This window comes from Microbacterium sp. NPDC090003, from assembly GCF_044748385.1.
Lineage (GTDB): Bacteria > Actinomycetota > Actinomycetes > Actinomycetales > Microbacteriaceae > Microbacterium.
Genome location: NZ_JBIVFW010000001.1, coordinates 1932298 through 1951628 on the forward strand (window position 1 = coordinate 1932298; position 19331 = coordinate 1951628).

Below are 19331 nucleotides of genomic sequence, written 5' to 3' on the forward strand. Positions count from 1 at the left end.
GTTTCCGGCTCGATAACGTCCGAGCCTGATCTGCGAATCGGGTGTGCTAACTTGTTCGCACACCGACGCCGTCGATGAGAGAGGACCGCACATGGGCGTGTCAGGCCAGCTGTCGATCGTCGCGCGATCCGCGCTGCAGCTCCGCGACGGAGGCCCCTCGACGGTCAACGACCTCTCGCGGTCGCTCGAGATCTCGCGCACCTCGGTCGAGAACGCCGTGGCCGTGCTGAGCGATTCCGGTCTGATCGTGGATGCTCCCGTCGCGAGCGTCGGCGGAGCCGGCCGCCCCGCACGGCACTACTCCTTCCACGCCGAGGCGGGCGCCGTCGTCGGCGTCGACATCGGTGTCGCGAGCGTGCGCGTCCTCCTCTCCGACCTCGCCGGCCGGGTGATCGCCCAGCGCACCTTCCCCGGTGTCGAGGCGCACTCCGACGGGGCCGCCAAGCTCACGGCCGTGATCGACGACGTGCGGCAGACGCTGGGCGGAGCATCCGTCGCCCCCTCCCGCGTGCGGGCCATCGGCGTCTCGCTGCCCGGCCTCGTCGACGACGCCGGACGCGTCGTGCTCTCGGTCGTGATCCCGGAATGGTCGGGAGCCGACATCGGCGCGCAGCTGCGTCAGGCGTTCGGCTGCCCCGTCTCGGTCGACAACGGCGTGCGGCTCGCCGCGGTCGCCGAGCACCACCTCGGAGTCGCGCAACTCGTCGACGACGTCATCTACCTCTCGGTCGGCAACCGCATCTCGATGGGCCTCATCCTCGGCGGGCGCCCACGGCGCGGGATCCACAACGCGGCCGGCGACATCGGCCGCCTCGCCTTCCGCGGTCTCAACACCGAGACCGGGCAGATCTCGTGGCGCACCGCCCCGACGGCCGCGGAGGTGTTCGCCGCCGCGCGGACCGGGGACCGCGCGGCGCAGGACGAGCTGGATGCCTTCATCGACGAACTCGCGCACGGCATCGCGACCCTCACGATGACCGTCGACCCCGCCATGATCGTGATCGGCGGCGGCCTCTCGGCGGCGCACGAACAGCTGCTCGATCCGCTGCGCCAGGCGCTCCCCCGCCATCTCGGGTTGCCGTTCCAAGTGCCCCTCGCCGAAGCACGCCTGGGTGGCGAGGCCGCAGCTCACGGCGCGGTCGTGCACGCCTTCCAACGGCACGCCGCCGACATCTACGGCATCGACGACATGCCTGTCCCGCCCATCACCCCGCTGCCGCACGATACGGCCATCCCCGAGGAGACGAAGTGAGCACCCTGAAGGTCGGACTCATCGGAGCCGGCGGCATCTCGCGCGTGCACGCCGACGCCTGGCGGGCGCTGGGTGTGCGGGGTCACGTGACCTCGCTGGCGGGTGCCGAGGAGATCGCCGAGGAGTACGGGTTCGAACTCATCTCCGATGTCGACGAGCTGATCGGCCGAGTCGATCTCGTCGACATCGTGACCCCCAGCAGCACGCACGCCGACTTCGCGCTCCGCGCCATCGCCGCCGGCCGCGACGTCGTCTGCGAGAAGCCCCTGGCGGCGACGTCGATCGACGCCGCCCGGGTGGCGGATGCCGCGGCCGCCGCGGGCGTGCGCCTCTTCCCCGCGCACGTCGTGAGGTACATGGGCGAGTACGCGCAGATCAAGGCCGCCATCGACGCCGGGCGCATCGGAACGGTCGCCGTGCAGCGGTTCAGCCGGGCCGGTGCCGCACCGCAGTCGCCGTGGTTCTTCTCCGAGAGCGCGGGAGGCGGGCTGATCCGCGACCTCATGATCCACGACATCGACCAGGCCCTGTGGTTCGCCGGCGACGTCTCGCAGGTGTTCGCGGTGCAGAACCCGCCGACGGTCGACGACCGCGTGCCCGCTCCCGTCACCTCGCACATCGTGCTCACCCACGCGAACGGGGTCATCAGCCATATCCACGGCAGCTGGGTCGCCCCCGGCATCCCGTTCCGGACGAGCGTCGAGGTCGCGGGGTCGGACGGACGCCTGCGCTACGACAGCGCCGAGGACCGCACGCTGCGCACGGATGCCGTCGCCGACCCCGGTGCCACCGATTACCTGCCGCCGATGTCGCCGCAGGACAGCCCCTACTACGCCGAGATCGCCGACTTCGTGGCTGCGCTGAGCGAAGGGCGCGAGGCGCGGGTCACGCCGGGAGACGGCATCCGCGCGGTCGCCGTCGCCGAGGCCGCGATGGCGTCGATCACCGCCGGGACGCCCGTCTCCCCCGTTCCCTCGCATGCCCAGGAGGTCGCCCGATGACTACTCCCCTGCGGATCGCCGTGCTGTCTTTTGCGCACACGCACGCCCTCAGCTACGTGCACGCGCTGTCGGCCATGCCCGATGTCGAGCTGATCGCGACCGACCCCGACGGGGCGGCGGCGACGGATGACGCCCCGCGCGGGGCCGCGCTGGCCGCCGAGCTGGGCGTCGCGTACGTCGAGACCTACGACGAGGCGTTCGCCTGGAAGCCGGATGCCGTCGTCGTCGCGGCCGAGAACTCCCGGCACCGGGCCCTGGTCGAGCGCGCCGCCACCGAGGGGGTGCACGTGCTGTGCGAGAAGCCGCTCGCGACGACGGTCGAGGATGCCGTGGCGATGCGCGATGCGTGCGATGCAGCCGGAGTGATCCTCATGGTCGCCTACCCGGTGCGCTTCGCGCCCGCCGTGCGCGATGCGATCGCCGAGCTGCGCAGCGGGCGCCTCGGCCGGGTGCTCGGTGTCACCGGCATCAACAACGGCAAGCTGCCGCAGGATCGCGCATGGTTCACCGACCCGTCGTCGGCCGGCGGCGGGGCTCTCGTCGACCACGTCGTGCACTGCGCCGACCTGCTCGACGACCTCTTGGGCGAGCGCGCCGCGTCGGTGCGGGCCGTGTCGAACGGCATCCTGCACGGCCAGCGCGACCTCGCCGTCGAGACCGGAGGTCTCGTGACGCTGCAGTACCCGAGCGGCGTGATCGCGACGATCGACTGCTCATGGAGCTGGCCGATGAGTTCGGCGACCTGGGGCGGACTCACCCTGCAGGTCGTCGCCGAGCGCGGCACCGTCACCGTCAGCCCTTTCGCGAAGGGGGTGGCCGGTCACGACGCGGCGGGCGAGACCTGGGACCCCATCGGCGCCGACCTCGACGCCCTTCTGCTCGAGGAGTTCGTCGCGGCCGTGCGCGCGGGGCGCCAGCCGCAGCCCGACGCCGGTGTCGGCATCCGCACCGTCGAGATCGTGAAGGCCGCCCAGGCGTCGGCTCTGCGCGGTGGCGAGGTCGTCGCGCTGTAGTCACTGGCGGCTGGGATGCTTCGACAAGCTCAGCAACCCAGACTTCCTTAGCCCCCGCACTGGGTCCCTGAGCCTGTCGAAGGGCCCCACCCCGAGACACCCCAACGGAGGAGATCTCACACAACACAGCAGCCCAGAGTTGCGCTGGCCCCCTGAGCCTGTCGACGGGTCCCATCCCCGCAGAAACCTGCCAGATCCGAGGAGTAAGCTCTCTCCGTGGGTCGAGTGACCCGAAGAGTCCCGAAAGGCGGTGATGGCGATGTCCGACGATAGTAACGACGCCGCCCTCGCTGCGTCGCGACTCCCTGCGCTCGCGCGTTGAGCATCCGCTCCGCGTCCGCACGTCGGTCTCCGCAGTCCAGGGTGGCGTCCTCCGCATCCTGACGAACCCGCGCACCCGGCCCCGGTCGGTGTGCGCCTGCGAGAGAAGAAGCACTCCCATGGCCCTGATCGACAACGGCGTGTACGTCCACGGACGTCGCGTGGAGACCCCCCAGAACCTCGACGAGACCTACCGCATCCTCGACTCCGTCGGCGGCATCGCGTGGATCGGCCTCTACCGACCGAGCCCGGAAGAGGTCGCCTCGGTCGCGCGCGAGTTCGACCTGCATCCGCTCGCCGTCGAAGACGCGCTCTCGGGCCACCAGCGCTCCAAGGTCGAGCGCTACGGCGACACGCTCTTCGCCGTGCTGCGGCCGGCGCGCTACCGCGACGAGCAGGAGTCGGTGGAGTTCGGCGAGCTGCACCTGTTCGTCGGACCCGACTTCGTCGTGACGATCCGGCACGCCGAGTCGCCCAACCTCGCGGCGGTGCGGCGGCGGATGGAGGCGAACCCAGAGCTGCTCGCGATGGGGCCCGAGGCGGTGCTCTACGCGATCCTCGACGAGGTCGTCGACGAGTACGAGCCGATCGTCGCCGGGCTCGAGAACGACATCGACGAGATCGAGGACCAGCTCTTCGGCGACAGCGACGACGACGCGCTCTCCCGGCGCATCTACGAGCTCTCGCGCGAGGTGATCAACTTCCAGCGAGCGGTGCACCCGCTGACCGGCATGCTCGAGTGGCTGCGCCGTGGGTCCGACAAGTACCGCATCGACGAGGAGCTGCAGCGGTCGCTGCGCGACGTGCTCGACCACACGATCCGTGTGAACGAGCGGGTCGACTCGTTCCGCGCGATCCTCGAGAACGCCCTGCGCGTGCACTCCGCCCTCGTCGCCCGCCGTCAGACCGACACGAGCATCGCGCAGAACGACGAGATCAAGAAGATCTCCTCGTGGGCGGCGATCATCTTCGCCCCCACCCTCGTCGGCACCGTCTACGGCATGAACTTCGACGTCATGCCCGAGCTGCACTGGGCGTTCGGCTACCCGCTCGCTCTCGGCGCGATGGCCGCGTTCGCGGTCGGTCTCTTCGGGGTCTTCAAGTACAAGCGCTGGCTCTGAGCGCGGCGGGACTGGCTACGGGCCGGACGAGGGACCCGGCGATAGGGTCGGAGGCGTGTCCGACACCACCACCCCCAGCGCCGCATCCGATCTCGCCCGTCTCGCCGACCTGCTCGCGGGAGCCGACCCGCTCAACTGGGTGATCACCGGAGACTCGATCACCCACGGCCTCGTCTTCACGCAGGGCGGCCGCAGCTACGCCGAGCACCTGCACGAGCTGATCCGCGGCGAACTCGAGCGGGTGCGCGACATCGTCGTGAACTCGGCGATCAGCGGACACCGGATCGTCGACATCCTCGGAGACTTCGACCGCCGGGTGTCGTCCTGGCGCCCCCACGTCGTGACCCTCATGATCGGCACGAACGACCTGTCGACGGGTGGGCCGCAGCCGGTCATCACGCCCGCGGAGTACGCCGCATCGCTGCGCGAGTTCGTCACCCGCGTGCGGGCGCTCGGCGCGATCGCGGTACTGCAGACCCCGCCGCCGATCGACGTCGCCAACGCTCCGGAGCGTGCGCGGGTCGCGGAGTTCGCGGATGCCGTGCGACAGGTCGCCGCGAGCGAAGACGTCATCCTCGTGGATCAGTACACCCGGCTCATCGAGCTCGGCGCGGGCGGCGTCCCGTGGGGGCTCATGGGCGATCCGTTCCACCCGAACGCGGCCGGGCACGCCGCCCTCGCGCTGGAGCTCGCGACGGTGCTCGGCCTCCGCCCGCGCCCCGAGCGGTCGCGCACTCTGCCCCTGCTCGAGGCTCAGGTCGGCGCGGCGCGCATCTACAGCTGACCGGTCGCGCGAGGCGGGACCCTTCGACAAGCTCAGGGACCCAGCAGGCACGACGGGGGACCCTTCGACGAGCTCAGGGACCCGGTCACTGGGTCGCTGAGCCTGTCGAAGCGCCCCCGGACCGGGCTCAGGCGTCGTCGCGGCTGATGTGGTCGAGCAGTGCGTCGGCCGAGGCGAAGGACTTCGTCTCGACCCCGTCGTCTTCGGCGACCTCGACGCCGTCGACCTCGAGGTCTTCGTCGAGCTGCACGAGGATGCGCGAGTCGGGGAACTGCCGCGGCGCATCGAACGACACCAGCACGGCATCCTCGAAGACCACGACCGACGCGGCCTCCATGTCGTCGCGCAGATCGATGCGCTCACTGACCTCGGACTCGCCGACCGCCTCCTCGATGTCGGTCGCGGCCTCGTCGACGATCGCGCGCCAGCGCTTCTCGGTGATCGTGAGGATGCGGGCGACGCCCGCGATCAGCTCCTCGACGTCGGCCTCGGCATCCGCATCGCCGTCTTCGATCTCGGGGTCGATGTTGACGGTCACGTCGGTGCCGGCGGCTTCGAGGTGGGCGCGGCCGTGCACGATGCCGTCCTCGGCGACCGGTTCGTCGAGGTGGCCACTCTCGATGACGGCGGCCAGGAGTTCGTCGAGTGCAGTGGTCATGTTCCCATCCTCGCCGACAACTCCTCGCTGCGGTCTGGCTATGATTAATTCATGTCGTCAAGTAACCCCGTTCCGGACAGCGTCGTTCCGGAAGCCACGCACCTGCGCAACGGAGGCGTGAGCCTCGTCGTCACGACCGACCTGTTCGGCGCCCCGACCATCGCGCACTGGGGTGCACCGCTGACGGATGCCGACATGCCCGGCCTCCTCGCGACCGCCACCCCGGCCGTGATGAACAGCTCGCTCGACATCGCCCGCTCGTTCTCGATCGCGCCCGGCCGCGCGCACGGATGGTCGGGCACCCCGGCGATCGAGGCGACAGCGGCGGATGCCGTGATCGACGGGTTCACGCTGACGCGGACGGTGCAGACGGATGCCGCGAGCGCGAGCTTCGTGCTGGTGGACGCCCGCGCCACCGTCGAGGCGACGTTCACATTCTCGATCGACGAGGCCGGCGTGCTGCACTCCTCGGTGATCCTCGAGAACATCGGCGCCGAGCATCCGGTCGACGTCGCCGCCGTGCGCTCGCTGCTGCCGCTGCCCGCCCGCGCCGCCGAGGTCGTCGACTTCACGGGCCGCTGGACGAACGAGAAGGTGTCGCAGCGCGCCGCGATCCACGACGGCACGTGGCTGCGGTCGTCGCGCCGAGGACGACCCGGCCACGACTCCTCGTTCCTGACCCTCACCGGCACCGAGGGCTTCCGCTTCCGTTCGGGGGAGGTCTGGGCCGCGCACCTCGCGTGGGGCGGCAACCAGGAGATGCTGGTCGAGCGGCTGCCCGAGGGTGCCGGCGCCCACCGCTCGGTGCTCGGAGGCGGCGAGCTCGTCGATGCGGGCGAGGTGCGTCTGCAGCCCGGCGAGACGTACGGCTCGCCCGAGCTGCTCTCGGCCTGGAGCGACGAGGGGATCGACGGCGTGACCGCCCGCTTCCACGCGTCGATCCGGTCGCGCCCGAGCCACCCGACGACTCCGCGGCCGCTCCTGCTCAACACGTGGGAGGCGGTGTACTTCGACCACGACCTCGACACCCTCACCGCGCTCGCGACGACCGCCGCCGAGCTGGGCGTGGAGCGCTTCGTGCTCGACGACGGCTGGTTCCGCGGACGACGCGACGACCACGCGGGCCTCGGCGACTGGTTCATCGACGACGACGTGTGGCCCGACGGGCTCGCACCGCTGTCGGCGCGCGTGCACGATCTCGGCCTCGAGTTCGGCCTGTGGTTCGAGCCCGAGATGGTGAACCCCGACTCCGACCTGGCGCGACAGCATCCGGACTGGTTGCTCGGCGAGAACCCGCTGCTCGCCTCGCGTCATCAGTTCGTGCTCGACTTCTCGCGCGACGACGTCGTCGACCACATCATCGAGCGGCTCGACGACGTGATCACCCGCGCCCGCGTCGACTTCGTCAAGTGGGACCACAACCGCGACCTGCACGCCTCGCTCGACGCCCGCGGCCGCCGCCGGGTGCACGCCCACACGCTCGGCGTGTACCGGGTGCTCGACGAGATCCGCCGTCGGCATCCGCGCCTCGAGATCGAATCGTGCGCCTCTGGCGGAGGCCGCACCGACCTCGGCACCCTCGCCCGCACCGACCGCGTCTGGGCGTCGGACTGCAACGATCCGATCGAGCGCCAGAGCATCCAGCGCGGCACGCAGACGCTTCTGCCGCCCGAACTCATCGGCGCGCACGTCGGCCCGACCGTCTCGCACACGACCGGGCGGCACGCGTCATTCGCGTTCCGCGCCGCGACCGCGCTGTTCGGCCACGCCGGCCTCGAGTGGGACCTGACGACGGCATCCGACGACGACCGTTCGGCGATCGCCGCCTGGACCGCTCTGTATCGCGAGCTGCGCGGACTGTTGCACTCGGGCGTCACGGTGCGCGGCGACGACGTCGACCCGGGCACCCTGCTGCACGGCGCGGTGAGCCATGACCGCAGCGAAGCCGTGTTCGCGTGGGTGCGCACCGAGACCAGCGCCACCGCGCAGTCGCCGCGCGTGCCGATCCCGGGCCTCGACCCCGCGGCGACCTACCGCGTGCGGGTGCGCGACGAGATCGGCGGCGCCCACCGCCATCAGGTCGCCGACCCGGCCTGGGCGGCCGCCGGCGACCTCATCGTCACGGGCGCGGTGCTCGCGCAGGGCCTCCCCCTGCCGGTGCTGAACCCCGGCAACGCCCTGCTCCTGCACCTCACGCGCGTGTAGTCCGCGGCATCCGCCTGCGCCATCCGACCCGTCACGCCCCGGCCCGGCACAACTTCGGAGATCGCACCACGACACCCCGCGACGGATGCCGTCACTGCGGCGTGCCTCCTCCGATCTCCGAAGTTGTGCCGACGTGCCTCGGCACACACCCACCCGGTGCGAAGAGGGGCTGGCGCTCCCCCCGCCGCACCGATAGCTTGGCCGCATCTGCAGTCGAGAGCGGGGTGGCTCATGTCTCATGTGGTGGCGACCGGAGCGGGCAAGGCGATGATGGAGCGCCGGAATGATCCGACGCACGACTACATCCTCGGCCTCACGCGCAAGAAGAGACCGAGGGTTCTCTTCGTGGGCACGGCGACCGGAGACGACGCCGCCTACATCCTGAGCTTCTACTCGACCTACGACTCCGATCGCTGCGCGCCGCACCACCTTCCGCTGTTCCACCGAGCGGTCGACGATCTCGCCGGCTTCGTGAAGGGCTTCGACGTGATCCACGTCGGCGGCGGCAACACCGCCAACATGCTCGACGTGTGGAAGCGGCAGGGTCTCGACGAGATCCTGCGCGAGATGTGGGAGGACCCCGGCTCGAACGTCGTGTTCACGGGCGGCAGCGCCGGCGGCATCTGCTGGTTCGAGGGCGGAACCACCGACAGCTACGGCCCGACGCTCCAGGCGCTCCCCGAAGGACTCGGGTTCTTACACGGCAGCTTCTGTCCGCACTACGACGCCGAGGACCAGCGGCGCCCGCTCTTCCACGAATCGCTGCTGAGCGGCGAACTCGCGACGGGCTACGCGGTCGGCAACCTGCAGTCGCTGCACTTCGAGAACGCCGACTTCGTCACCGCGATCAGCCCGGTCGAGAACCCCCTCGCCCTGCGGGTCGAGGCCGTCGACGGACGCATCGTCGAGACCGAGCTCGCGACCGAGATCCTCACGGGGTCCGGCCCCCTCACGCGCGGGCCGTCGTCGTGAACGACAGCGTGTGGATCCTCGTCGCGCAGCTGATCGTCGTCATCCTCGCGATCTACATGGGCACCCGCACGAGCGGGATCGGCCTGGGCGTCTGGGGACTCGTCGGCGTCGCCGTGCTGATCTTCGTCTTCGGCGAAGCGCCCGGCAATGCCCCGGTGGATGCCGTCTTCATCGTCATCACGGTCATCACCGCGGCATCCACCATGCAGGCAGCCGGAGGCATCGACTGGATGGTGTCGATCGCAGCGAAGGTGATCCGGCGCAAGCCGAAGTCGGTGGTGTTCCTCGCCCCTGCCATGTCGTTCCTGTTCACGGTCGGCGCGGGCACCGGCAACATCTTCTACCCGCTGCTCCCCGTCATCTACGACGTGTCGTATCAGCAGAAGATCCGCCCCGAACGGGCGCTGTCGGTCTCGGCGGTGGCCTCGCAGGTCGGCATCCTCTGCTCTCCCGTCTCGGCCGCGACCGCGTCGATGGTCGTGCTGCTCGCACCGCAGGGCGTCGACCTCGGTGGACTGCTGCTCATCATGTGGCCGGCCTCCATCGCCGGCCTGTTCGTCGCCGCGCTCGTCATGCTGCGCCACGGCAAGGACCTGGACGACGATCCCGAGTTCCAGCGCCGTCTCGCCGAGAAGCAGATCAAGCCGCCGACGGTGGATGCCCACGAGGAGAAACTCCCACCGACAGCGGTGCTCTCGGCCGCGCTGTTCCTCCTCGGGGTCGGCGTGATCGTGTTCTTCGGACTCTTCGAGGGGCTGCGCCCGGTGATCGGCACCGACGACGCCGGCGACCCGGTGCGGCTCAGCGTCACCGTCATCATCGAGGTCGTGATGGGTGTGATCGCGGCCCTGATCTTCGTGTTCTGCAAGGTCACGGCATCCGACGTGCCGAAGCAGCCGACGTTCCCCGCCGGTCTCGTCGGTGCGATCGCCCTCTTCGGTATCGCCTGGCTCGCCAACACCTTCGTCGCCGCGAACCAGACCCTCATCGTCGACGGCCTCGGCTCGGTGGTCTCGGGATCGTCGGCGTTCCTCGGGGCGCTGCTGTTCGCGCTCGCGCTGTTCGCAGTCGCCATGCTCACGACCAGCCAATCGAGCGCGACCAATGCGATCGTCCCGATCGGCATCACTATCGGACTCCCCGCACCTCTGCTGGTCGGGCTCTGGCCGTCGACCATGGGAATCTACACGCTGCCCGCCAACGGCAGCCAGGTCGCGACCGTCGCCTTCGACCAGACCGGCACGACGAAGATGGGCAAGTTCGTGTTCGACCACTCGTTCCAACTGCCGAACCTCGTGTACGTCGGGGTCGCGATCGTCGTCGGTGTGACGCTGTCGTTCCTGTTCGCGTGAGCTGACCGCGCACGCGCAGGGCGGACCGCCGGCACGGCGTGCCCTGGCGGAGGCCCTGGCGGCTCAGCCCGAGCGTGGTCGTGCGGCCGCACGCCAACTCAGGACCGACTGCGCCCGAGCCGACCGAATCGGCCAGATTCGGTCCTCATTGCGGGATCCGTCTTGAGTTAGTGCCGGACGTCGCGTTCGTCACTCCGGAGGAACGGCCGCCGAACGGCGCGAGACCTCGGGTTCTGGGCCCTCGGCGCCCTTTTCTCCGGAGTTGTGAACCCCCCTCCTCCGCGTAGCCGCACGTCGCATCGACGGGTACCGCGGTCGCCGTCTGATCTCGCTCCCGGTATTCGGTGTTGCTAAGTACCGGTACCTAGTGTTACTTTGTACCGGTACCCAGCATCACTGAGTACCGAAGGACGAGAAGGAGGCGAACCCGATGGGCAAGCAGATGACCGAGATGCTCAAGGGCACCCTGGAGGGCATCGTGCTGGCGCTCCTCGCCGAGCAGCCGGCCTACGGATACGACATCACCGCACGCCTGCGCGAGCACGGCTTCACCGACACCGCCGAGGGCACCGTCTACGCCCTGCTGGTGCGGATCGAGCAGCGCGGGCTCGTCGACGTCGAGAAGGTGCCGAGCGAGAAGGGGCCGCCCCGCAAGGTCTACACGCTCAACGCGCAGGGCACCCACGAGCTGGCGGAGTTCTGGAAGACCTGGAACCTGCTCGCCCGACGGATCGAAGAACTGAACGACACGAATGAGGAGAACTGACATGGCCGCGAAGTGGATCGAAGCGCTCACCGGATCGCTCGAGCAGAAGAAGCAGTACCGCGACGCCAAGAAGCGGATCGACGCCCTCCCCGAGCCCTACCGCTCGGTGGCGAACGCCCAGCACCGCTACTCGATGTACTACGGCGGCATCACCGACGGCGACACCCTGGTGCAGATCTTCCTGGGCCTCGCCGACCTGTGGGAGCGGGCCGCGATCGACGGCACCCCGGTCGCCGCGATCGTCGGTGACGACCCCGTCGAGTTCGCCGAGAGCTACGCCGAGTCGTACGGCGGTGTGCAGTGGATCGACAAGGAGCGGGCACGCCTGGTCAAGGCCGTCGATGAAGCGAAGGACCAGGAGAAGGAGTCATGACCGCAGCCATCACCGTCACCGGGATCGAGAAGTCCTACAGGGACCTCCACGTTCTGCGCGGCGTCGACTTCGAGGTCGAGGCGGGCAGCATCTTCGCCCTGCTCGGCTCGAACGGCGCAGGCAAGACCACCATGGTGCGGATCCTCTCGACGCTGCTGACGGCGGATGCCGGCACGGCGACCGTGCGCGGACACGATGTCGCGAGCGAGCCGCTGAAGGTGCGCGAGACGATCAGTCTGACCGGCCAGTTCGCCGCCGTCGACGAGTTCCTCACGGGGCGCGAGAACCTCGTGCTCGTCGCGAAGTTGCGGCATCTGTCCGGCGCAGCACGGATCGCCGACGATCTGCTCGCCCGGTTCCGGTTGACGGATGCCGGGGGCCGAAAGGTCGGCACCTACTCCGGCGGCATGCGCCGCCGCCTCGACATCGCGATGAGCCTCATCGGCGACCCCGCGGTCATCTACCTCGACGAGCCCACCACGGGCCTCGACCCCGAGGCCCGTCTCGAGGTGTGGCAGGTCGTGAAGGACCTCGCCCACACCGGCACCACCGTGCTGCTCACCACCCAGTACCTCGACGAGGCCGAGCATCTCGCCGACCGCATCGCGATCCTGCACGAGGGGCGCATCATCGCGAACGGCACGCTCGCCGAGCTGAAGGCACTGCTGCCTCCGGCGAAGGTCGAGTACGTCGAGAAGCAGCCGACGCTCGAGGAGATCTTCCTCTCGCTGGTCGGACCGAGCGCCCCGAAGGAGGACGCAGCATGAGCACGCACATCGTCGCCGACACGGCGACCCTCACCGGCCGGTCGATGCGGCACATCTTCCGCAGCGCCGACACCATCATCACTACGGCGGTCACCCCGATCGCCCTGATGCTCCTGTTCGTGTACGTCTTCGGTGGCGCTCTGCGTCAGAGCACCGGGCAGGAGAACTATGTGAACTATCTGCTCCCCGGCATCCTGCTCATCGCGATCGCGTCGGGCATCGCCTACACGGCGTTCCGCCTCTTCACCGACCTGCAGAGCGGCATCTTCGAGCGCTTCCACTCCATGCCGATCGCCCGATCGAGCGTGCTGTGGGCGCACGTGATCACCTCTCTCGTCGCGAACGGCATCACTCTGGCGATCATCTTCGGCGTCGGATTCGTGATGGGCTTCCGCACCGGGGCGAGCGTGGGGGCGTGGTTCGCCGTCATCGGCATCCTGCTGCTGTTCACCCTCGCGCTCACGTGGCTGGCGATCATCGCCGGACTCAGCGCCAAGACGGTCGACGGGGCGAGCGCGTTCTCGTACCCGCTGATCTTCCTGCCGTTCATCAGCTCGGCGTTCGTTCCGACCGACACGATGCCGGGTCCCGTGCGCTGGTTCGCCGAGAACCAGCCGGTCACGTCGATCGTCAACACGATCCAGGCGCTCTTCGCCGGCGAGCCCGTGGGGTCGGAGATCTGGGTCGCCCTCGCCTGGTGCGTCGGCATCCTCGTGGTCGCCTACGTCTTCGCGATGCTCGCCTACCGCCGCAAGGTGCGGTGAGCGGGTCTCGGCCCCGGCCCCGTACCCAACTCAGGAACATTCGACCGAAACCGCCCCGGAACACCCCTCCGGGGCGGTTTCGCGTGCGGTCTTCCTGAGTTGGGTACGCGTCGCCGCGGAGACCGGGGCATAACTCCTCAGAAACGCGCCGAATCCGGCCGTTTCGGCAGATTCAGCCCGGTTGCGGACCGAATCTCCGGAGTTATGCACATCCGGCAGGACAGACGGCGGATGCCGGCGGATAGACTCCGCGCATCATGACTGCTTCCCCGGACTACGCCTACCTCGGGCGTTGGAACTACAGCCTGCAAGAGCCAGTACCCGACGAGTCCTGGATCCCCGAGGCCGAGGCGAAGGCCGACTACGACTCTTGCACGGTCGCTTTCGACATCGTCGACGGCGACGTGAACAGGTTTCGCGAGGAAACCCGACTGATCCCTCCGTGGGTGATCACGAGCTTCGGAGGCGTATTGAGCGGCTTCCGCGTGAACCATCTCACTGCCCAGGGCTCGGTGCGCCTGGACATCCACTTCGAGCATGTCCAGGGCCGGCTCTTTCTCGGCACCCTCCTCGACTACACCTACCCCGACGACGATCGCTACTACCGGCGGTCCGACAGCACCCAGATCCTCTACGGGATCATGAACCCCGACGGCACCGGCTTCCTCACGATCGACGACAAGTCGCGCCCCACGGTCGAGCGGCTCTCGATGGATCAGGTCGACGTCTCAAATAACTGGCTCGACCGCCCCGGCTTCGGCGACTGGCACGTGCTCCTCGGCCCCGACGCCGGCACCCGACTCACCTCGCCCTCCCCAGCCGCCGCCCCCACCGCACGCAGGTCGCTCGTCTCGCGCCTGCTGCGCCGTGCATAACTCCTCAGAAACGCACCAATTCCGGCCCGATCAATCGTTTCGGCCCGGTTCCGGCGCGAATCTCCGGAGTTGTGCACACGCGCCCCGTCACCGCAGCGCAATCGGACCGAGCACGACCCGCTGCCGCTCGCGCACCCACACCGCACCGCCCGTCCGCTTCTCGGCCCGGGGCGCGAAGCGGTACCGGTACGTCACCGCCCGCACCCACCGCGGCGGCTCCCCGTCGAACGGGTCGACGCGCAGCAACGCGAGGGTCGCGGCATCCGCCTCCAACAGCCGGAGCAGGAACACCGTGAACCAGTCATCGAGCGAGCGCCCGAGCGGCAGGAACCACATCAGCCAGTCGAGCCGCAGGTGGTACGGGGCGAACTGCCGCGGTATCCGTCGCACGTCTCCCGGCTTGCCTCGGAACTCGTACTCCATCCAGCCGCTCTCGCCCTCGGCATCTGCGGTGCCCTCGACGACGATCTCGATGCGCTCCTTCGTGACCGTGCCGAAGGCGCCGTACGCGTTGGCGAGCTGGAACCGGTTGAAGCTCGCGTTCATCAGCTGTCGCCGTGCGAAGAGATTGCGCAGAGCCGGCCAGCTCAGCACGACATACAGCGCGCCCACCACCGCGGTGATCACGAACCAGTACAGGGGGATGCCGGGCCACGCCCCCGCGTCGACCGTCGCGCTGCCGACCCCCGGAAGCCCGATCGCCGAGAACGCGATGACGATGGTCGCCCAGTTCAGCCACGCGAAGTTCCCGGTGGCGACGAGCCACGCCTGCGTCGCGACCACGATCAGGGCGGCGACCGTGCCGACGATCTGCGGCACCGGACCATCGACCGCGAGGGAGAGAAGCGGGACGAACAGGAGGAAGGGCACCACGAGCTGCGCGACGTGGTTGCCCACGACCTCCCCGCGATGGAACCACGCGGGCAGCAGGTGCGCCTGCCGGCTGAGCGGACCGGGCATCGGTTGCGTCTCGTGGTGGTACATCAGCGCGGTGAGGTCGCGCCACTCGCGTCCGCCGCGGATCTTGATCATGCCCGCACCGAACTCGAGCCGGAACACCAGCCACCAGAACAGCACGATCACGACCGTCGGCGGCGGCTGATCGTTCGACCCGAGGAACGCGGCGAGGAAGCCCGCTTCGAGCAGCAGCATCTCCCATCCGAAGGAGTAGAAGGTCTGCCCGATGCTCACGACCGACATGTACCCGAGCCACAGCGCGAGGAAGCACAGCATCGGCACCCACGGCGGACCGAGCTGCGGGATGCCGACGACGAGCGTCGCGGCGACGACGATGCCCGCGATACAGAGGATGGCGAGGCGGCGATCGGTGTAGCGCAGGTGCAGGAACAGCGTCGGATGCAGCATCCGTCGCCGTTCCTTCTTCTCGCCGACCCAGTCGAGCAGCGCCGGAGCGGGGAGCAGTCCACGTGCGCCCGCAAGTGGGCGGAACTGGTTCAGCGTCGAGACGAAGGCGACGAGGTAGAGCGCCGCGATGCCCCGCTGCAGGACCTCGCGGGCGAACCCGTAGTCGACCGCCGCGAACCCGTCCACCCCGCCAGGGTACGCCCGGGGCTCGGTGGGCCCGGGAGGGGGTTGCGCGGGGTCCCGCTGACACCCCGTCCGGCGGAGAGAACACCGATGGGCGGAGGATTCGAGAGGAATCCTCCGCCCATCGGCGAGAAGTCCGCCCCTCGCGGGGCGAAGAGAAAGCGTCAGATCAGCTGACGACCCAGTCGAAGTCCGAGCCGTGCTCCTCGAGCCAGGCGTCGACGGCCTCGGCTTCCTTGCCCTCGCCGTACTCGTTCACGACGAGGTCCTCGAGCGAACCGTACTGGGCGTCGTCGAGCTTGATCTGCTCGATCAGCTCTGCGGCCTCCGGAAACTCCTCGGCGAAGCCCTTCGTGCCGAGGAAGTGCAGCGCCTCGGGGTCGCCCATGGCACCCTGGGGGTCTTCGAGGTCCTTCACGGGGAAGGCGTCGTTGGCCCAGAACGGACGCCACAGCGTCACGACGATGTCCTCCTGCTTGTCGGTCGCCGACTTCAGCTCGGTGAGCATCGCGGCGGTCGACGAGGTGACGAGCTCGTACTCGCCGTCGAGGCCGTACTCGGGCAGCATCGACTGGGTCTGCGCGGTGAGGCCGGCACCCGGCTCGATGCCGTAGATCTTGCCGTCGAGCTCTGCGCCCTTGCCCGCGAGATCCTCGATCGAGTTCAGCTCGGAGTACTCCGGAACCGCGATCGTGAGCTTGGCGTTGTCGTAGTAGGCGCCGAGGTCTTCGATCTTGTCGCCGTACTCGTCCATGTAGGACTTGTGGGTGAGCTCGGGCCAGGCCGACGGGTAGATGTCGACGTCACCCTGCGCGAGGCCGGTGTAGAGCGGGCCCGCCTCGGTGAGCGTCTTCATCTCGACGTTGTAGCCGATCTTCTCGAGCTGGTCCTGCAGCAGGTACGCGGTGCTGAGACCGTCGGTCCACGAGGGCAGGAATCCGAGCGTGATCGTTCCCTTGTCGCCCGAACCGGCGTCGCCGCTGTCGGAGCCGCCTCCGGTGCCTCCCATGCCGTCGCCGCTGCAACCGGCGAGGGTCAGGGATGCTGCGGCGCCGATCGCCGCGATGGTCAGGAGCTTCTTCTTCATGTGTATCTCTCTCGTCACGTATGGATGTGTGCTGTGTTGCGGGTACTGCGGTGGTGCTGCGGAAGGGAGGTCAGGCGGTGGTGATCGGGGCGCGGTGGGGCGAGGCGACGTGGCGCTCGGCCTCGTCGGCGGCATCCGTCGCGTCCGATGAGCCGGTGGGCGCGGAAGCGGATGCCGCGACACCCCGCTGCGTCGCCTTGCGCCGTGCGAGCATGCCGATCAGCGACGACGGGTTCTCACCGAGCGTGCCCAGCGCCGCCGTCACGCGGTCGAGGAACACGGCGATGAGCACGACGCCCAGACCCGCCTCGACGCCCTTGGCGATGTTGATGGTCGAGATCGCTTCGACGACGAGCTTTCCGAGGCCGTCGGCGCCCGCCATACCGGCGATGACCGCCATCGACAGGGCGAGCATGATGACCTGGTTGACACCGGCGAGGATGGTCGGCATCGCGAGCGGCAGCTGGATGCCGCGCAGGATCTGCCCCGGCTTGGCGCCGAAGGCCTGTCCGGCCTCGACCGTCTCGGAGTCGACGCCGCGGATGCCGAGCTCGGTCAGTCGCACGCCCGGGGGCAGCGCGAAGATGACCGTCGCGACGAGGCCCGGCACGACACCGATGCTGAAGAACACGATCGCGGGGATCAGGTAGACGAAGGCGGGCATCGTCTGCATGAAGTCGAGCACCGGCTTGAGGATCGCGCGCACGGTGGCGTTGCGTGCCGACCAGATGCCCAACGGGATCGCGATGACGACGGCGATCACGGCGGCGACGAGCACCAGCGCGAGCGTCTGCATCGCCGGAACCCAGAGGTTCATGGCGACGATCAGACCGAACGACACGACCGTGCCGATCGCGAGCTGCCACGAGCGCACCAGCCACGCGATGAGCGCGGCGATCACGATGATGACGATGAAGTGCGGGCTGAGCAGGGTGCGCGTCAGACCGTCGACGAGGAACGACACGACGAACGAGATCGCGCCGAGGAGACCGTCGAGGTTGTCCTTGATCCAGTCGACGCCGGCAGCGACCCACGTGCCGAGAGGAATGCGGAAGCCGTCCATCAGCGCACCTCCTCACTCGTGGGGGCGTCTCCGTAGACCTGGGTCCCTGAGCCTGTCGAAGGGTCCGCCGTCCACCCGTCGTTGAGCACCGCGTCGACCTCGGCCTGCGGCATGGGCTGCAGCGGCAGCGTGAGCTCGCCGGTGGCGTTCGGCCCGGGGCCGAGCGCTGCGAGCAGGGTGATCCGCGGGATGACGCCGACCAGGCGGCCCTCGGCATCCGTCACGGCGAGGGGGAGCGGCGACTCGACAGCGGGGACGAAGAGGTTCATCAGCACCTCGTCCTCGCTCACGCTCTGCGGCACCGGCTTGATGATGTCGCGCAGGCTGGCGGTGCCCTTGCGCACCAGCTTCACGGCATCCCGGTCGGTGACGATCCCGACGAGTTTGCGGTCGCGGCCGACGACGTAGGTCGCCGACATGAACGCGTCGCGCATCTGGCGGAGCGCGGTACGCGGGCCTGCGCCCTCGGCGACGACGGGGCGCGGGCGCTCCATCACGTTGCCGGCGGTGAGCACGCGTGCGCGGTCGACGTCCTGCACGAACTGCTCGACGTAGTCGTTGGCGGGGTCGGTGAGGATGTCTTCCGGCGTGCCGATCTGCACGATGCGGCCGTCGCGCATGACCGCGATCCGGTCGCCCAGGAACATCGCCTCGTTGAGGTCGTGCGTGATGAACACGATCGTCTTGTGCAGCTTCTGCTGCAGTTCGAGCAGCTGCTCCTGCATCTCGCGGCGGATGAGCGGGTCGAGCGCGCTGAACGCCTCGTCCATGAGCAGGATGTCGCTGTCGGCCGCGAGCGCGCGGGCGATGCCGACGCGCTGCTGCATGCCGCCCGAGAGTTCGGACGGCATCTTCTCGCCCTGGCCCTCGAGACCCACGAGCGACAGGATCTCGTCGGCCTTGGCCAGGCGCTCGGCCTTCGCGACGCCCTTGAGTTCGAGCGGGTAGGCGACGTTCGCAGCGACCGTGCGGTGCGGCAGCAGGGCGAAGTGCTGGAAGACCATCGATACGCGGTCGCGGCGGATCTCGCGCAACTGCTGGGCCGGGATGCCGGTGATCGGGTCGCCGTTCACCGTGACGGATCCGTCGGTGGCGGGGTGCAGGCCGTTGAGCATGCGGATGATGGTGGACTTGCCGGAGCCGGAGAGCCCCATGATGACGAAGATCTCACCGCGGTTGACGGTGAAGCTCGCGTCGATGACGGCGGCGGTTCCCGCCTCGGCGACCTGGGTTCGGCTCTCGCCCGCCTTCAGACGACGGACGGCCTGGTTCGGATTCTTCCCGAACACCTTGAAAAGATTGCGCGCTTCTAGAACGGTTTCGGACACGTTTCCCCTGCGGCTCGCCTTCGGGTGGCTGAGCCTGCTTCGGTTACGCCCGGGTGATGCTCTCGAGGCCGTTCGACATGT

At 69.1% G+C, this 19331-nt stretch carries 18 protein-coding genes; 13 read left to right on the top strand and 5 right to left on the bottom strand.

Annotation, left to right across the window (positions count from 1 at the left end; genetic code table 11):
* Positions 1–91 precede the first annotated feature (91 nt).
* From ACIPVN_RS09290 to ACIPVN_RS09310, 5 genes are all read left to right on the top strand, one after another.
* Complete coding sequence (locus ACIPVN_RS09290; protein ID WP_400442291.1) at positions 92–1252, top strand: ROK family protein; 1161 nt, start codon at positions 92–94, stop codon at positions 1250–1252.
* Positions 1249–2253, top strand: coding sequence for a Gfo/Idh/MocA family protein (locus ACIPVN_RS09295; RefSeq protein ID WP_400442293.1), 1005 nt, complete (start codon positions 1249–1251; stop codon positions 2251–2253). The genes ACIPVN_RS09290 and ACIPVN_RS09295 overlap by 4 nt, the downstream gene beginning before the upstream one ends.
* Positions 2250–3266: a Gfo/Idh/MocA family protein gene (locus tag ACIPVN_RS09300; RefSeq protein ID WP_400442294.1), complete on the top strand. Its 1017-nt coding sequence runs from the start codon at positions 2250–2252 to the stop codon at positions 3264–3266. Before ACIPVN_RS09295 ends, ACIPVN_RS09300 begins: the two co-directional genes overlap by 4 nt.
* 440 nt (positions 3267–3706) lie before the next feature.
* Positions 3707–4708, top strand: coding sequence for a magnesium/cobalt transporter CorA (gene corA, locus ACIPVN_RS09305; protein ID WP_400442296.1), 1002 nt, complete (start codon positions 3707–3709; stop codon positions 4706–4708).
* A gap of 55 nt (positions 4709–4763) precedes the next feature.
* Positions 4764–5492 carry an SGNH/GDSL hydrolase family protein gene (locus ACIPVN_RS09310; protein WP_400442298.1) on the top strand — a complete coding sequence of 243 codons (729 nt, stop codon included), beginning with the start codon at positions 4764–4766 and terminating at the stop codon, positions 5490–5492.
* Positions 5493–5619: 127 nt separating this feature from the next.
* On the opposite strand, the gene ACIPVN_RS09315 is transcribed toward ACIPVN_RS09310, so the two are convergent.
* Positions 5620–6150, bottom strand: a complete 531-nt coding sequence (locus ACIPVN_RS09315; protein ID WP_400442300.1) for a cytochrome C5 — start codon at positions 6148–6150, stop codon at positions 5620–5622.
* 51 nt (positions 6151–6201) lie between these two features.
* On the opposite strand from ACIPVN_RS09315, the gene ACIPVN_RS09320 reads away from it, so the two are divergent.
* The 8 genes from ACIPVN_RS09320 (at position 6202) to ACIPVN_RS09355 (ending at position 14224) form a co-directional block, all read left to right on the top strand.
* The gene (locus ACIPVN_RS09320) at positions 6202–8355 is read left to right on the top strand and encodes an alpha-galactosidase (RefSeq protein WP_400442302.1); all 2154 of its coding nucleotides are present in this window, start codon (positions 6202–6204) and stop codon (positions 8353–8355) included.
* Positions 8356–8586: 231 nt separating this feature from the next.
* Complete coding sequence (locus ACIPVN_RS09325) at positions 8587–9327, top strand: Type 1 glutamine amidotransferase-like domain-containing protein (protein ID WP_400442304.1); 741 nt, start codon at positions 8587–8589, stop codon at positions 9325–9327.
* Complete coding sequence (locus tag ACIPVN_RS09330; RefSeq protein ID WP_400442306.1) at positions 9324–10679, top strand: anaerobic C4-dicarboxylate transporter family protein; 1356 nt, start codon at positions 9324–9326, stop codon at positions 10677–10679. Before ACIPVN_RS09325 ends, ACIPVN_RS09330 begins: the two co-directional genes overlap by 4 nt.
* Positions 10680–11109: 430 nt before the next feature.
* The gene (locus tag ACIPVN_RS09335) at positions 11110–11445 is read left to right on the top strand and encodes a PadR family transcriptional regulator (RefSeq protein WP_400442308.1); all 336 of its coding nucleotides are present in this window, start codon (positions 11110–11112) and stop codon (positions 11443–11445) included.
* Between the two features lies 1 nt (position 11446).
* Entirely contained in the window at positions 11447–11818 is a 372-nt protein-coding gene (locus ACIPVN_RS09340) for a DUF1048 domain-containing protein (RefSeq protein WP_400442309.1), read from the top strand.
* Positions 11815–12585, top strand: coding sequence for an ABC transporter ATP-binding protein (locus ACIPVN_RS09345; RefSeq protein ID WP_400442310.1), 771 nt, complete (start codon positions 11815–11817; stop codon positions 12583–12585). Before ACIPVN_RS09340 ends, ACIPVN_RS09345 begins: the two co-directional genes overlap by 4 nt.
* A complete protein-coding gene (locus ACIPVN_RS09350) occupies positions 12582–13349 on the top strand; it encodes an ABC transporter permease (RefSeq protein WP_400442312.1) in 768 nt (255 codons plus the stop codon). The genes ACIPVN_RS09345 and ACIPVN_RS09350 overlap by 4 nt, the downstream gene beginning before the upstream one ends.
* A gap of 257 nt (positions 13350–13606) precedes the next feature.
* Positions 13607–14224, top strand: a complete 618-nt coding sequence (locus ACIPVN_RS09355) for a hypothetical protein (protein ID WP_400442314.1) — start codon at positions 13607–13609, stop codon at positions 14222–14224.
* An 87-nt stretch (positions 14225–14311) separates the two neighbouring features.
* Here ACIPVN_RS09355 and ACIPVN_RS09360 read toward each other — a convergent pair whose 3' ends face one another.
* The 4 genes from ACIPVN_RS09360 to ACIPVN_RS09375 form a co-directional block, all read right to left on the bottom strand.
* Complete coding sequence (locus ACIPVN_RS09360) at positions 14312–15775, bottom strand: lipase maturation factor family protein (RefSeq protein WP_400442315.1); 1464 nt, start codon at positions 15773–15775, stop codon at positions 14312–14314.
* 166 nt (positions 15776–15941) lie between these two features.
* Positions 15942–16859 (bottom strand): glycine betaine ABC transporter substrate-binding protein, encoded by a 918-nt coding sequence (locus ACIPVN_RS09365; RefSeq protein ID WP_400442317.1) that lies wholly within the window; start codon positions 16857–16859, stop codon positions 15942–15944.
* A gap of 70 nt (positions 16860–16929) precedes the next feature.
* Positions 16930–17922: an ABC transporter permease gene (locus ACIPVN_RS09370; RefSeq protein WP_400442319.1), complete on the bottom strand. Its 993-nt coding sequence runs from the start codon at positions 17920–17922 to the stop codon at positions 16930–16932.
* On the bottom strand, positions 17922–19250 hold the full coding sequence (locus tag ACIPVN_RS09375; RefSeq protein ID WP_400442321.1) for a glycine betaine/L-proline ABC transporter ATP-binding protein: 1329 nt from the start codon (positions 19248–19250) through the stop codon (positions 17922–17924). Before ACIPVN_RS09375 ends, ACIPVN_RS09370 begins: the two co-directional genes overlap by 1 nt.
* Between the last annotated feature and the right edge of the window lie 81 nt (positions 19251–19331).

Coding starts and splice junctions, on each gene's coding strand:
- ACIPVN_RS09350 (WP_400442312.1), top strand. CDS start 12,582: ATGAGCACGCACATCGTCGCCGACACGGCGACCCTCACCGGCCGGTCG.
- ACIPVN_RS09335 (WP_400442308.1), top strand. CDS start 11,110: ATGGGCAAGCAGATGACCGAGATGCTCAAGGGCACCCTGGAGGGCATC.
- corA (WP_400442296.1), top strand. CDS start 3,707: ATGGCCCTGATCGACAACGGCGTGTACGTCCACGGACGTCGCGTGGAG.
- ACIPVN_RS09300 (WP_400442294.1), top strand. CDS start 2,250: ATGACTACTCCCCTGCGGATCGCCGTGCTGTCTTTTGCGCACACGCAC.
- ACIPVN_RS09340 (WP_400442309.1), top strand. CDS start 11,447: ATGGCCGCGAAGTGGATCGAAGCGCTCACCGGATCGCTCGAGCAGAAG.
- ACIPVN_RS09355 (WP_400442314.1), top strand. CDS start 13,607: ATGACTGCTTCCCCGGACTACGCCTACCTCGGGCGTTGGAACTACAGC.
- ACIPVN_RS09325 (WP_400442304.1), top strand. CDS start 8,587: ATGTCTCATGTGGTGGCGACCGGAGCGGGCAAGGCGATGATGGAGCGC.
- ACIPVN_RS09365 (WP_400442317.1), bottom strand. CDS start 16,859: ATGAAGAAGAAGCTCCTGACCATCGCGGCGATCGGCGCCGCAGCATCC.
- ACIPVN_RS09320 (WP_400442302.1), top strand. CDS start 6,202: ATGTCGTCAAGTAACCCCGTTCCGGACAGCGTCGTTCCGGAAGCCACG.
- ACIPVN_RS09315 (WP_400442300.1), bottom strand. CDS start 6,150: ATGACCACTGCACTCGACGAACTCCTGGCCGCCGTCATCGAGAGTGGC.
- ACIPVN_RS09345 (WP_400442310.1), top strand. CDS start 11,815: ATGACCGCAGCCATCACCGTCACCGGGATCGAGAAGTCCTACAGGGAC.
- ACIPVN_RS09290 (WP_400442291.1), top strand. CDS start 92: ATGGGCGTGTCAGGCCAGCTGTCGATCGTCGCGCGATCCGCGCTGCAG.
- ACIPVN_RS09370 (WP_400442319.1), bottom strand. CDS start 17,922: ATGGACGGCTTCCGCATTCCTCTCGGCACGTGGGTCGCTGCCGGCGTC.